Raw genomic sequence first — 11,858 nt, 5'->3', positions numbered from 1 at the left:
GCGCCGCGGCCCGCCCCGCGCGGTGGGGGGGGGGGGGGGCCCGGCGGCGGGGCCCCCCCCCCCCCCCCGCCACGACCCCCGTGGCCGCGCCAGATCCACCGTTTCCACCAGGAAATCAAGGAACGCGCGCACCCGCAGCGGCAGGTAGCCGCCCTGCCCCAGGAACACCGCGTGCACCTCTTCCAGGTCACCGGGGTTGGCCTCTTCCAGCACCGGCAGCAGGCGTCCGGCGGCGATGTCCTCCTGCACCTGGTAGGTCGCCAGCCGCGCCATGCCCAACCCGCCCAGCACCAGCTGACGCAGCGCGTTGCCGTTGCTGGCGCGGGCATTGCCACTGGGCAGCACCATCCGCTCGCGTCCGTCCTGCAGCAGCGGCCAGCCCTGCATCGCTCGTGCATGGCCGATGTCCAGACGGTTGTGCGACTGCAGCTCCTCAGCGTTGCGCGGCAGTCCATGCCGCTGCGCATAGGCTGGCGCGGCCACGATCATCATCCGCGTCGCACCCAGCCGTCGCGCCACCAGGCTGGAACTCTTCAGCGGACCGGCGCGTACTGCCACATCGGTACGTTGCTCCAGCAGGTCGATCACCTCGTCGTTGAGGGTCAGATCCACCCCCACCTGCGGGTTGCGCTCCAGGAACGCCGGCAGCAGCGGCAACAGGAAATGCTGGCCGAACGGCACGTTGGAATTGACCCGCAGGCGTCCGCGCGGCTCGGCATGGGCGCTGGCGCAGCGCTCGGCCTCCTCCAGGTCGGCCAGCACGCGCAGGCCACGCTCGTAGAATGCGCAGCCTTCGGGGGTCAGCTGCAGCTGGCGGGTGGAACGCTGCAGCAGGCGCGTACCCAGCCGCTGCTCCAGCCTCGCCACCAGCTTGCTGACCGCCGACGGCGTCATGTCCAGGGTGCGGGCGGCGGCAGAGAAGCCACCGGTCTCGATCACCCGCACGAACACTTCCAGTTCGCCGGATCGATTGATGTCGGGTCGTGCCATGGCTATGAATGTAGTTCACAGATGATTATCCATGCGCAGTCTAGTTCACAGATGAGTGTGGAATCACCATGGCGCTCCGTCCTCCCGGGATTGCCCGATGAACCGCTTCAGCCAGCTCACCGCGACCGCCTTGATCGCACTGTCCAGCGCCGCCAGCGCCGCCCCGGCCCCGCAATGGGTCGCCAGCTGGCAGGCCAGCCCGCAACCGGTCTGGGGCGCCGATTTCCTGTTCCCGACCCTGGTTCCGGCCACGCTGCAGGACCAGACCTTCCGCCAGACCGCGCGCATCAGCCTGGGCGGGCCGCGGCTGCGGGTGCGGCTGAGCAATGCCTACGGCACCCAGCCGCTGCGGATCGGGGCGGCGAGCGTGGCCGCACGTGCGGGAGCCACCCCGCAGCCGCTCAGTTTCGACGGCCAGCCCGGGGTGCTGATCGGCCCCGGGCAGGAACGGCTGAGCGATCCGCTGCCACTGGCCACGGATAGCCGGCAGGCGCTGCAGGTCAGTGTCTTCGTGCCCGGGCCGACGCCGGTGCAGACGTTCCATTGGGAGGGTCGACAGACCAGTTGGATTGCGCCCGGCAACCAGAGCCAGGCCCAGGTTCTGAGCGGGGCCAGCAGCACCACTGCCCGCCTGTTCCTGGCCGGCATCGAGGTCGAGGCCGCTGCAAGCGCACGCAGCGTGGTGGTGATCGGCGACTCGATCACCGACGGCGCCACCGCCAGCCTCGACCAGGACCAGCGCTGGACCGACCACCTGGCCGCGCGTCTGGCACCGCGGGGCGTTGCCGTGGTCAACGCCGGTATTTCCGGGGGGCGGCTGCTGCGCGACGGCATGGGCGAATCCGCCCTGGCCCGCTTCCGGCGTGACGTGCTGGATCAACCAGGCGTGGTCAGCGTAGTCGTGCTGATCGGCATCAATGACATCAGCTGGCCCGGCACCGCCTTCGCCCGGAACCAGGCCCGGCCCACGCTGGCCGAACTACAGGCGGGGTATCGCACCCTGGCCGAGCAGGCCCACACCCGAGGCGTTCGCATCGTGGGCGCCACCCTGCCGCCGTTCGCCGGCGCCCTGCCCGGCACGCCGCTGGCTGACTATTACCACCCGGACAAGGACGCCCTGCGCCGGCAGCTCAACGCCTGGCTGCGCACGGACAGCCCGTTTGACGCGGTGATCAACCTTGACGCGGCGCTGCGCGACCCGGCCGATCCGTCACGGATGGCTGCGGCCTACGACTCCGGCGATCACCTGCACCCGGGCGATGCGGGCAACCGGGCAATGGCCGAGGCGGTGGATCTGGAGGTGTTGATGGGCTCACCCGAAACCTCCGGGGTCAGATCCCTTTCCCCTGGGAAAGGGATCTGACCCCGCCCAACGAAAAACCCCGGGCAGGCCCGGGGTTTCGTCGCATCCAGCTGGCCGGAACGGCTTACTTGCGCTTCTTGCGCACGTACAGCACCAGCGAGTGCTCTTCCAGCTCATACCCGTGGTCTGCGGCGATCTTGCGCTGCAGCTCCTCGATCTCGTGGCTTTCGAACTCGATGATCTTGCCGCTGTCCACGTCGACCATATGGTCGTGGTGGCCGCCACGGTCCAGCTCATAGACGGCCTGGCCGCCTTCGAAATTGTGCTTGAGCACGAGGCCGGCTGCCTCGAACTGGGTCAGCACCCGGTAGACCGTCGCCAGACCGATCTCGTCGCCATGCTCGAGCAGCTGGCGGTAGATGTCTTCGGCGGTCATGTGGTGCTGGGCATTGCGCTGTTCAAGCAGCGCCAGGATCCGCATCCGTGGATGGGTCACCTTCAGGCCGACTTTTCGCAGGTCGTGGGTTTCCATAGGTCTCCGTTCATTGGCGATTTAGCGCCAGCTGCCTCGGATTGGGTCGCGGTGGCACGCCGGGAGTGTATCATCGGTTTGATTTCCCCAACCGCCAGTCCCGATGCGCAATCTCCTGTTGGTCGCCGCCGTCGCCCTGTCCACCACCGGGTGCGGCATCATCTACAAGCAACCCATCTATCAGGGCAACCTGATCCGGGAAGATGCCGTGGCCAAGCTGCAGGTCGGGCAGAGCAAGCAGCAGGTCACTGCGCTGCTGGGTACCCCGTCCATTCCGGATCCGTTCCACGCCCAGCGCTGGGACTACACCTCCAGCCAGCGCGTGAACCGCCTGGGCCGTACCGAGGTGAAGAACTTCACCGTGTTCTTCGACAATGACAACGTGACCCGCTGGGAAGGCGATTACTTCCCGGGTAACGACAAGGCCCTGGCCCAGCAGACCGTGCGCCAGTTCGGCCGCAATCTGCCGAAGGACAAGAAGAAGAAGGGTCGCTGACGCCCCCTGCCCGTCCTCGCGGACGGGCGACAGGAATCAACCGCCGAGCGCGCGACGCCGGCGGTTGTCCTTGGGGTCGGCCTGCAACGGGCGTAGCAGCTCGATGCGGTCGCCATCCAGCAGTACCTGCTGCGGGCGCGCCAGCAGCCCATGCACGGCCGCCGCCGGGCAGTCGGCACTGCCTTCCAGCGCGGCGGCGGCAATGGCCTCGGCCACGGTCGCGCCCTCGTCCAGCTGCAACCGGCGCGAAAGCACCCGCTGCGGCCAGGCCAGCACCACCTCGACCTCGATCATCGCTCAGGCCTCGTCGGCAACGCGGATGAAGTCGTTGACCATGCGATCGGCCAGGCTCTGGAAGCCCAACGCCAGCGCCGGGCCGAGCAGGCGCGAACTGGGCTCGAAGTCCAGGGTCAGGGTGACCTTGCAGGCATCTTCGGCCAGCGCATGGAACTCCCAGCGGCCGTGCAGCTGCTTGAACGGGCCATCGCGCAGCTGCATGTCGATGCTGTGCGGGCGCTGCAGGGTGTTTTCAGTCTGGAACCAGGTGCTGAACGAGCCCAGGCCCAGGTCCAGGCGCGCTACCAGCCGGTCCTCGCCCTGCTCCAGGATCTGGGCAGCCGAACACCAGCGGAAACGGCGCGGATAGGCCTGGACATCATTGACCAGGTCGAACATGCGCGCGGCCGAATGTTCGACCAGGGCGCTGCGGCGGATAGTAGGCATGAATACAGGACGTTTCGGCAATCGACCGGGCGGGCCCGAATCGGAGACAATACGGAAATGAGCAAGAACAGCGGCAAGGATAAAGCAAAGAGCGCGACGGCCAACAAAACCATCGCGTTGAACAAGCGTGCCCGCCACGAGTACCACATCGAAGACCGCTTCGAAGCCGGCCTGGCCCTGCAGGGCTGGGAGGTGAAATCGATCCGTGCCGGCCGCGGCAACATCGTCGACGCCTACGCCTACGTGAAGGATGGAGAGATCTTCCTGATCGGCGCGCAGATCACTCCGCTGATCCAGGCCTCGACCCATGTCGTGGCCAACGACCGGCGCGATCGCAAGCTGTTGCTGCACCGGAGCGAGATCGACAAGCTGGTCGGCAAGGTCGAGCGCGATGGCTACACGATCGTGCCGACGGCGATGTACTGGAGCAAGAACAAGATCAAGCTCGAAGTCGCGCTGGCCAAGGGCAAGCAGACCCACGACAAGCGCGATGCCGCCAAGGACCGCGACTGGGCGATCGAGAAGCAGCGTGTGATGCGTCGCGGTAACCGCGACGCGTAAGGCGGCTGCGCATCACCCTGTAGAGTCGGGCCATGCTCGGCTGCTCTGGCTCTCTGTAGAGTCGAGCCATGCCCGGCTTCGGTAAGAAAAGCAGTCGAGCATGGCTCGACTCTGCAAAAGGCAGGTCACCCCGCCAGCATGCCCTGCCTGCGCATCCGCGGCGACAGCGCCGCGTGCATCACCGCCAGGTGCATCACCACTGCCAGCTCCGGTGCGTAACGATCATCGCCCGAGCGCCACTGTTGGGCCAGGTTCGCGGCATCAGCCGGCAGCAACGCCAGCAACTGGGCGTCATCCAGTGCATCGGCCGCGTCCTGCAGCTGGCGCGCCATCTGTCGCGACTGCCACACATGCACGCCAATGCTGAGACTGGCCAGCGACATCAGCACCACAGCCAGCCCGTGCTCGAACCACTGCGACAGCACTTCCGGCCCCCACAGCAGGGCCGCCAGCACTGCCAGGCCCGGCAGGCGCCAACCCAGCCAATGGATGCGGCCGCGCTGCGACCAGTGCACCACCACCGCGCTGGCGACCAGTGCCGCAGCTGCCGTGGCCGGCAACTCAGTCACCCAGGTGGCCGCCAGCAGCACCGCCAGCACCGCCCAGACCCAGCCCGGCGGCAACGCACGCCGCTGGTAGTCGGCACCGACCGGCCCGATCAGCTGCCGCAGGCTGCGTTGTTGGCTTGCATCGGTCACCCACAGTCTCCGTGTCTATCCTGGCCCGGATGGTCGTCGCCAGTGTGTCGCAAATTCGTGTTCACGAAGTTAGCAATCCGCTATGACAGGCGCTCTACAACAAGTTGCGGATTGACAATACGCGTGGGCGGCGGCCGCGCTCACCCCGCTGACAGATCCTTGCTGAAGAACACCCTGCAGGTACCGGGCGGGTCGCAAGGCACCCGACCGAATTCGGGCCATCCATGCTTCACATAGAAGTCCGGTGCCTGGAAGCTGAGGGTGTACAGCACGCCGGAACGGCAACCGCGCCGTCGCGCCTCATCCTCTGCGGCCTCCAGCACACGCGACCCCAGCCCGTTGCCGCGCTAGGCCGCTGGCAGATGGAACAGATCCACAAACCACAGGCCCAGTGACGTTCGCCCGGCAAGGCCCCCTACCACCTCGCCACTGGCCGGATCGGTGACCAGCACCGCCAGCGTGCGCCGATCGGCGTAGCCCGCAGCGTTCAGATTGAACTGGTCCAGGCCACTGCCAATCAGGTCCAGCGCCTCGTCGCTGGGATCATCGGTTACGGCGACTTCAAGCGACATGGCGTCCTTCCATTGGCTGCGGATCGGGAATCCGTATGCCATCAACCCCGATACTCTGCTGCCGGGGTCAGGCAGAACGCCAGGGCCGCCCGTCCCGACCCCATCAACCGAAGGGTGTCTATACTCGGGACTGGCTCACCTTTTCATAGGAAGTTCGCATGACTGCGACGGCCTCCAATCCTGACGATTCGATCGACCCCACTTACTCCGGCTCTACCACTGAGCGCAGTGCAAAACTGCCGGGTGACCGCGCTTCGATGACCTGGACCGCAGACGGCGCTGTAAAGGTTGTCGGACGTAGTATCGAGAAGACTCAGGCAGAAGTGGCTCTTGCAGGCGCCACGATGAAGAAGGTGACAGAGGTAACGGGCACGGCAGGCGAGAACCATATCGAGCGCGAACGCATCACCCAGTTCAGCCTTGAGGCGTCGGTTGCAGTTGGCGCACGTGCCGAAGTCGAGGGCAAAGAGCGTCTGGCCGGTGTCGAGCTTGAAGCCGGGTCGCAAGTGGGTGCCCGTGTGCGCTATCGCGTCTCCCTGCCTGACACCAACGCACCTGAAGCGGGAAAATCCACTCCTGCAACGGCTGAGCAAGCTGCCAGAGTGAACCCTTTCAACCCGACCACGCTGCCGATCGGTGGCCGGGTGATGCTGGACAGCCAGCAATTCCAGCAGAGCGAGCTGAAAGTGGCGTTCCGCCACATCGCAACGGTGAACCAGCTCACTGAAGCGGAGGGGGTCGGTGTCGCGATCAGCCGTTTGGACGAACACCATGTACGGGTCGTTACCGGGCCCAACAAGGCAATCGAATCCCTGCAGGGCGTGGGCGTCGATCTAGGCATTGCGCGCGTGATGGCCGGTCGCCAGGATGCGCTTGGACAGTCCAAACTGCAGACCGCCGACTTTGACCTGCGCGAACCGGATGCGCGTGCGGCCTACATCCGAATGCTCGCAACAGGCCAGGTGGCCGATCAGACGCCCGGCGTGAGCAACGTGGCTCAGCTGGAGCGGTTGGACTACAGCTCCCAGCAGCGGCTGCAAGTGGGACTGGTCAATGACCTGGTGAGTGCCGATATCGCGGGGCGCCGCAATACTGGCACGGCGATCCAGAGCACGGCTCCCGACGGCAAGGTCACAGTCACCCAGCAACTGAGCTACGACGACAACGTGAAGCTGACGATTGTGCGCGCCTTCACCCGTGACGGAGAAAGGCTCCGCGAGGACGTGGATGCGCGCAGGTATCAGTTCCTTGTCGACACGGATGTGCCGACCCCGGGCTTTGTGGACAGGGTGATTGGTGGCCGAAACGAAGCCGTTGAGGAGCGCAACATCGCCACCGCGTTGAACCTGGCTTTAACTGGATCGACCGAGGGCCCGGGACAGATCCATCCCGGTGAAAAAGTCTCGGTCAGTTTCAGCGAAGCGCAGATGCAGGAATTCATGCAGCGAACCCAGAAGATGGTCGACCGTCCCCTCGGACATCTCGATCCATTGGCAGGTATCGCTCGCGCTGGCCATGGCGACCAGCCGCAGCGCGACGGTCTTGAATTCGCAATCGGAATAGCCCGTAGTCTGCAGGGTAATGCCGATCAGTTCGGCAAGCATCTGCAGCGAGTGGCGCAGGACGGTGACCCGCGTGGGCCTGTCCACCCGATCAATGCGCAACTCACGCGTTCAGACGGCACGCTGCTCAATGCGCCGGCTCAATCGCAGCAGCAGGCTCCGGCTCCCGCTGACCGCACCGCCACCCTCGATCCGCGTGATTCGGACCACGAGGCGAATGCCATCTACAAGCAGAATTTCCAAGCGGCAGAGAGGCTGGCGTGCACCCAGGGTGGATTGCCGGATCAGGCAGTTGAGCGTTTGGCGATGGCCGGAACCATCGCAGCCCAGCAGGCTGGGTTGAGTCAGGTGGATCACCTTGTGGTCGGAAATCGCGGCCAAGCATTTGTCGTGCAGGGGGCACTCGACTCCCCGGCACATCTACGGGCGGGTTTCGACTATCAGACTGCGTTGAATACGCCCATCGAGGACAGTTTTTCCAGGTTGCAGGTGGCCTCTGAATCGCGTGCACGGAGCGATCTGCGTACTCAAGAGCACGAGCAGGAGACGCGACTGATGGCGGCACGAGGACTATGACCTATCTCAGGGTCAGCAGGGCTTGCGCTGTCTAGGGACGCCGTGTCAGATGAGCCACGCCTTCACCTCCCAGGCGCTCAGCGCGAGCGAAAACGTCATGTGGATGGCGAGGCAGATGGGGCACCGCGATTGGACCATCACCGCCAAGAAGTACGGCCGGTGGATCCCATCGATGGTCCCCGATGCCGGCGCCAAGGCCGCGGCGGTCTGGACCCGCTAGCCGCTCCCCGCCCCGCAGCCTGCTGCTGGACGGCAGCGCCGACTGAACGGTTCCGACGCTGGCCCTGGCCACGCGTGACTGTTCAGGAAGATTGCCGTACCATCCACATCGTTAGGCGGGTTCTTGGTCAACATCTGGTCAACCAAGGGCCTGAAAGCCTTGCAATGCTTGAAGAAACCGGGGGTGCATTGGTTTCGACGGGGGTTGTGAAGTCGCCTGGCGCATGCCGAGGGGGTAGCTTTCCTCGTAAATCCAGCTGCAAAACTCTAGTTGCCAACGACGACAACTACGCTCCGGTCGCTCTCGCAGCCTAAAAACTGCGGTGCGTGACCTTCTGCCGACTTAGGCGGAGCCTCGAAACTGCTTGTGTCCATGCTCGCAGCGTAGAGTCATTATCATGGAATCGCGCTGGGCGGCTGCCTGTCAGTCCGGCACTAGAACACAACAGGCTGGTTCCCGGGTGCGCTTTGCACACCGTGCTGCTCGGGGATGAGATTCAACGGTGAGCTAAGCATGTAGTGCTGGGGATGGAGTGCCTTCGGACGGCGGTTCAATTCCGCCCACCTCCACCAATGAGCGGTTCGAACAGGACCGGAGAAGCCCGGAAATTCCACCAACGTGGGTTTCCGGGCTTTTTTACTGGCTGCTCTACGCCGCTGCGAAGTTCGACGCCCCGGCGCAATCGCGGTCCGATGCCGTCAAGCAATGTCGGCAACCGCCATCTTCTCTCGCTTTCGACATCACTAAACCACTTCAGAAATTTCCCACCCTCTCCTTGGGGGGGATGTGTCCGCGAAGCCGTTCGTCCTTGGTCGCCATCAAAAGGAGACCACGGGACACCGCACCCTTCACATCCAAGCCGAGCCCGTAGGGCACGGCCTGTTCGACACATCTTCCACAAAGGAACTGTATCCATGCGTACGTCGCTTCGGGTTTCCCTTGCCAGCGCCATCACCCTGGTCCTGGCCAGCGCCCCCGCCTTCGCCCAACCCACCGAACGGGTATGGACGCGAGGCATGGCCAGCAACGAGCAGTACAGCAGTTTCATCGTCAAGTACCGGGACGGCAGCAGCAAGCGCGTCTCCGCCACCACCGCGCAGGATGCGCTGAAGAAACGCCTCGGCGTCCAGCAGCGCAGCAAGCGTTCGATCGGCAGCGCACCACCAGCAGCCGCGTCCGTAACCCATCAACGCCGCATGGGCGGCGGGGCCGACGTGGTCACCACGGACAAGCCACTGGACCTTCCGGAAGCGCAGATCCTGATGCAGCGCATCGCTGACGATCCTGATGTCGAGTATGTGCAGCCGAACTACATGATGAGCGCATTCGCTACACCGAACGACCCACGCTACGGCGAGCAGTGGCACTACAGCAATCCGACCAGTGGCGCGCGCCTGCCCGGCGCGTGGGATCGCTCCACTGGCCAGGGCGTGGTGGTGGCTGTGGTCGATTCGGGCTACCTCAACAACAACGACCTGCAGGCCAACCTGCTGCCGGGCTACGACATGATCTCGTCGACCCGTCCGTTCAGTGATTGGCAGTGCATCATCGGCGGAATGAATCCCGGCTGTGGCGGCTCCGACGATGGCGATGGACGCGACGCCGATGCCTTCGATGCCTCGGGCATCGCACACGGAAGCCACGTCGCTGGAACGGTCGCTGCGGTGACCAACAACCAGATCGGCGTGGCCGGCGTGGCCTACAACGCGAAGGTCGTGCCGGTGCGCGTACTCGGCAACCAGGGCAATGGCGGTTCCGCGGACATCATCGACGGCATGCTCTGGAGTGCCGGTATAAACGTGCCCAACGTCCCGGCCAATGCGAATCCGGCCGAAGTCATCAATCTCAGCCTGGGCGGCCGCCGCGCCTGCTCGCCGGCCGAGCAGGATGCAATCGACGACATCACGGCGCAGGGTACGATTGTCGTGGTCGCCGCCGGCAACAGCAATCTGGACGTGTCCGAGTTTGCTCCGGCGAACTGCAAGGGCGTGATCGCGGTGGCTGCCAACGATCAGGGCGGGCGTCGCGCGTTTTACTCCAACTATGGCGCCGGCATCCACATCACCGCACCCGGTGGTGAAACCTGGTCCTGCCGCGCGTCCGTCGGCGAGTTCCTGCCGCTGGCCACGCCGCCGAACCAGACCAACTGCGCACCGACCCGCCAGCACCCGGCACAGGGCATTCTGTCCACCGTGGGCAACAACGCGTTTGACTTCATGTCCGGCACCTCAATGGCGGCGCCCCACGTCGCTGGCATCGTCGCGCTGATGCAAGCGGTGGCGCCGGTGCCAAAGACCACCGACCAGGTCAAGGATATCCTGCGTCGAACCGCGCGCCCGATCGCGGCAGCAAACTGCCCGGGAGGTTGCGGGCCAGGCATCGTGGACGCGACGGAAGCCGTGAAGGCAGCCAGCAACTGATGGCATGGCGCAGCGGCCTGGCAAGGTCGCTGCGCCCTCGTCGCGCATCCGATCTGTACACGCAGGCAACATCAGCGCAGGCTCATAATCCGGTTGCGCGCCCGGTGCCGGGCGCGCTGTTCCGCCACCTACAGAAGGACCTGCAATGAGACCAAGAAGCACCGCGTTCGCCGTGGTCATGACCGCTCTAGCCGCGACCTCGGCCACCCACGCAGCCCCGCCTGCCATTGCCCCCACCGGCACCGCAACACTCGAAGCCCTGCTGGCCTGCAAGGCAGGCTCGACCTTCAGCGAAGCCGAGGCCATCGATGCCCTGCAGGCAGCCGGCCTGGCCAGGAAGCCTGGTGGCACGTTCGAGCCGGAAACCACGCCGGTCGCCCTGTTCGGCGGTACCGTCACCCATGCCGACGTGAATGTCGCCGAGGGCGAGAAGAGCATCTTCGTCTACTTGAAAGGTGTCGACCCCAAGCGCCTGGCCAAGACCTGGTCGGTGACCACGGTCAACGAATACGCCAACACCGAAGCACCGTCCTACGTGAAGCGCATCGACAAGCTCCACACCCTGCACGTGATTGCCGGTGACGATTACGAAGGTTATTCCGCTGCCGTGAAGTGCCAGATCGCGCTGTGAGGGCCTGACCCGCGCTAGAGCCAGCGCCGTACGCGCTGGCGGAAGGCTGCGTATGCCTCGGGAAAGCGGGCCGACAGTGCCCGCTCTTCCGGCACGATCTGCCATCGGCTGATGTACAGCACGAACAGCGGCACGGCCAGTAGTGCGGTCAGGTCCTGCAGGTACAGCATGGCACCTGCCAGGACAGTGGCCTGGCCCAGGTACATCGGGTTGCGCGTGTAGCGGTACACGCCGTGCGTGACCAGCACGCTCGACGTCGCCGGCCGCAGGGGGTTGACCGTGGTGCCCACGCGCCGGAAGGCCAGCTTCGGCAGCAGGTTCAATACCACGCCGAAGGCCATCACCAGACCCGCAAGCAACTCCGGCACGACTAGCTGCGGCCCCCCACCCGGCTGCCATCGGCTGCCCATATAGCCGATGGCGGCGCACAACAGCATCACAAGAGGCGGAGGAACACAGGTCTCAAGCCATCGCATCGCAGCCCCGCATTCATCCTGTTCACCCCAGTGTCACACGGAAATGCCTGAATCGCCCGGCTGGCGGCATTTCCGCGCTCCAAACCGCCCGCCCGGTA

At 65.2% G+C, this 11,858-nt stretch carries 14 protein-coding genes, 1 other RNA gene and 1 pseudogene; 8 read left to right on the top strand and 8 right to left on the bottom strand.

Going from position 1 to position 11,858, the window contains the following annotated elements; all coding sequences use genetic code 11:
* Positions 1-75 precede the first annotated feature (75 nt).
* Positions 76-990 (bottom strand): annotated as a pseudogene (locus tag V3B46_RS19540) (LysR family transcriptional regulator); the annotation flags it as partial.
* 97 nt (positions 991-1,087) lie between these two features.
* Here V3B46_RS19540 and V3B46_RS19535 point away from each other — a divergent pair.
* A complete protein-coding gene (locus V3B46_RS19535) occupies positions 1,088-2,353 on the top strand; it encodes an SGNH/GDSL hydrolase family protein (protein WP_329892669.1) in 1,266 nt (421 codons plus the stop codon).
* 64 nt (positions 2,354-2,417) lie between these two features.
* Here the strand turns inward: V3B46_RS19535 and fur are convergent, their stop codons facing one another.
* Positions 2,418-2,825 (bottom strand): ferric iron uptake transcriptional regulator, encoded by a 408-nt coding sequence (gene fur, locus V3B46_RS19530; RefSeq protein ID WP_005409235.1) that lies wholly within the window; start codon positions 2,823-2,825, stop codon positions 2,418-2,420.
* 103 nt (positions 2,826-2,928) lie between these two features.
* On the opposite strand from fur, the gene V3B46_RS19525 reads away from it, so the two are divergent.
* A complete protein-coding gene (locus V3B46_RS19525) occupies positions 2,929-3,321 on the top strand; it encodes an outer membrane protein assembly factor BamE (protein ID WP_010484453.1) in 393 nt (130 codons plus the stop codon).
* A 36-nt stretch (positions 3,322-3,357) separates the two neighbouring features.
* Here V3B46_RS19525 and V3B46_RS19520 read toward each other — a convergent pair whose 3' ends face one another.
* Together V3B46_RS19520 and V3B46_RS19515 are read right to left on the bottom strand one after the other, a co-directional pair.
* On the bottom strand, positions 3,358-3,615 hold the full coding sequence (locus tag V3B46_RS19520) for an RnfH family protein (protein WP_032128285.1): 258 nt from the start codon (positions 3,613-3,615) through the stop codon (positions 3,358-3,360).
* A 3-nt stretch (positions 3,616-3,618) separates the two neighbouring features.
* A complete protein-coding gene (locus V3B46_RS19515; protein WP_010484449.1) occupies positions 3,619-4,044 on the bottom strand; it encodes a type II toxin-antitoxin system RatA family toxin in 426 nt (141 codons plus the stop codon).
* 57 nt (positions 4,045-4,101) lie between these two features.
* Here V3B46_RS19515 and smpB point away from each other — a divergent pair, with 57 nt between their 5' ends.
* Complete coding sequence (gene smpB / locus V3B46_RS19510) at positions 4,102-4,605, top strand: SsrA-binding protein SmpB (RefSeq protein ID WP_010484447.1); 504 nt, start codon at positions 4,102-4,104, stop codon at positions 4,603-4,605.
* A 125-nt stretch (positions 4,606-4,730) separates the two neighbouring features.
* On the opposite strand, the gene V3B46_RS19505 is transcribed toward smpB, so the two are convergent.
* From V3B46_RS19505 to V3B46_RS19495, 3 genes are all read right to left on the bottom strand, one after another.
* On the bottom strand, positions 4,731-5,303 hold the full coding sequence (locus tag V3B46_RS19505; RefSeq protein ID WP_154263223.1) for a hypothetical protein: 573 nt from the start codon (positions 5,301-5,303) through the stop codon (positions 4,731-4,733).
* Between the two features lie 140 nt (positions 5,304-5,443).
* Positions 5,444-5,638 carry a GNAT family N-acetyltransferase gene (locus V3B46_RS19500; RefSeq protein ID WP_275575708.1) on the bottom strand — a complete coding sequence of 65 codons (195 nt, stop codon included), beginning with the start codon at positions 5,636-5,638 and terminating at the stop codon, positions 5,444-5,446.
* Between the two features lie 12 nt (positions 5,639-5,650).
* On the bottom strand, positions 5,651-5,875 hold the full coding sequence (locus V3B46_RS19495) for a hypothetical protein (RefSeq protein ID WP_229655294.1): 225 nt from the start codon (positions 5,873-5,875) through the stop codon (positions 5,651-5,653).
* Between the two features lie 158 nt (positions 5,876-6,033).
* Here V3B46_RS19495 and V3B46_RS19490 point away from each other — a divergent pair, with 158 nt between their 5' ends.
* The 5 genes from V3B46_RS19490 (at position 6,034) to V3B46_RS19470 (ending at position 11,284) form a co-directional block, all read left to right on the top strand.
* Positions 6,034-8,013 (top strand): XVIPCD domain-containing protein, encoded by a 1,980-nt coding sequence (locus tag V3B46_RS19490; RefSeq protein ID WP_329892668.1) that lies wholly within the window; start codon positions 6,034-6,036, stop codon positions 8,011-8,013.
* Between the two features lie 49 nt (positions 8,014-8,062).
* Positions 8,063-8,233, top strand: a complete 171-nt coding sequence (locus V3B46_RS19485; protein WP_229655293.1) for a site-specific integrase — start codon at positions 8,063-8,065, stop codon at positions 8,231-8,233.
* A gap of 179 nt (positions 8,234-8,412) precedes the next feature.
* Positions 8,413-8,805, top strand: a transfer-messenger RNA (tmRNA) gene (gene ssrA, locus V3B46_RS19480).
* Between the two features lie 342 nt (positions 8,806-9,147).
* A complete protein-coding gene (locus V3B46_RS19475; RefSeq protein WP_229655292.1) occupies positions 9,148-10,653 on the top strand; it encodes a S8 family serine peptidase in 1,506 nt (501 codons plus the stop codon).
* 178 nt (positions 10,654-10,831) lie between these two features.
* Positions 10,832-11,284: a hypothetical protein gene (locus tag V3B46_RS19470; RefSeq protein ID WP_489686299.1), complete on the top strand. Its 453-nt coding sequence runs from the start codon at positions 10,832-10,834 to the stop codon at positions 11,282-11,284.
* A 14-nt stretch (positions 11,285-11,298) separates the two neighbouring features.
* Here V3B46_RS19470 and V3B46_RS19465 read toward each other — a convergent pair whose 3' ends face one another.
* Positions 11,299-11,760 (bottom strand): methyltransferase family protein, encoded by a 462-nt coding sequence (locus tag V3B46_RS19465; protein ID WP_329892667.1) that lies wholly within the window; start codon positions 11,758-11,760, stop codon positions 11,299-11,301.
* Positions 11,761-11,858 lie beyond the last annotated feature (98 nt).

It is taken from the genome of Stenotrophomonas sp. SMYL11 (genome assembly GCF_036320005.1).
In the GTDB taxonomy this organism is placed as follows: Bacteria; Pseudomonadota; Gammaproteobacteria; order Xanthomonadales; family Xanthomonadaceae; genus Stenotrophomonas; species Stenotrophomonas maltophilia_A.
The sequence above is the reverse complement of the archived record's forward strand: the minus strand, read 5'-3'. Positions and strand labels throughout refer to the sequence as shown.

Coding starts and splice junctions, on each gene's coding strand:
- fur (WP_005409235.1), bottom strand. CDS start 2,825: ATGGAAACCCACGACCTGCGAAAAGTCGGCCTGAAGGTGACCCATCCA.
- V3B46_RS19465 (WP_329892667.1), bottom strand. CDS start 11,760: ATGCGATGGCTTGAGACCTGTGTTCCTCCGCCTCTTGTGATGCTGTTG.
- V3B46_RS19520 (WP_032128285.1), bottom strand. CDS start 3,615: ATGATCGAGGTCGAGGTGGTGCTGGCCTGGCCGCAGCGGGTGCTTTCG.
- V3B46_RS19525 (WP_010484453.1), top strand. CDS start 2,929: ATGCGCAATCTCCTGTTGGTCGCCGCCGTCGCCCTGTCCACCACCGGG.
- V3B46_RS19515 (WP_010484449.1), bottom strand. CDS start 4,044: ATGCCTACTATCCGCCGCAGCGCCCTGGTCGAACATTCGGCCGCGCGC.
- V3B46_RS19485 (WP_229655293.1), top strand. CDS start 8,063: ATGAGCCACGCCTTCACCTCCCAGGCGCTCAGCGCGAGCGAAAACGTC.
- V3B46_RS19495 (WP_229655294.1), bottom strand. CDS start 5,875: ATGTCGCTTGAAGTCGCCGTAACCGATGATCCCAGCGACGAGGCGCTG.
- smpB (WP_010484447.1), top strand. CDS start 4,102: ATGAGCAAGAACAGCGGCAAGGATAAAGCAAAGAGCGCGACGGCCAAC.
- V3B46_RS19470 (WP_489686299.1), top strand. CDS start 10,832: ATGACCGCTCTAGCCGCGACCTCGGCCACCCACGCAGCCCCGCCTGCC.
- V3B46_RS19490 (WP_329892668.1), top strand. CDS start 6,034: ATGACTGCGACGGCCTCCAATCCTGACGATTCGATCGACCCCACTTAC.
- V3B46_RS19475 (WP_229655292.1), top strand. CDS start 9,148: ATGCGTACGTCGCTTCGGGTTTCCCTTGCCAGCGCCATCACCCTGGTC.
- V3B46_RS19535 (WP_329892669.1), top strand. CDS start 1,088: ATGAACCGCTTCAGCCAGCTCACCGCGACCGCCTTGATCGCACTGTCC.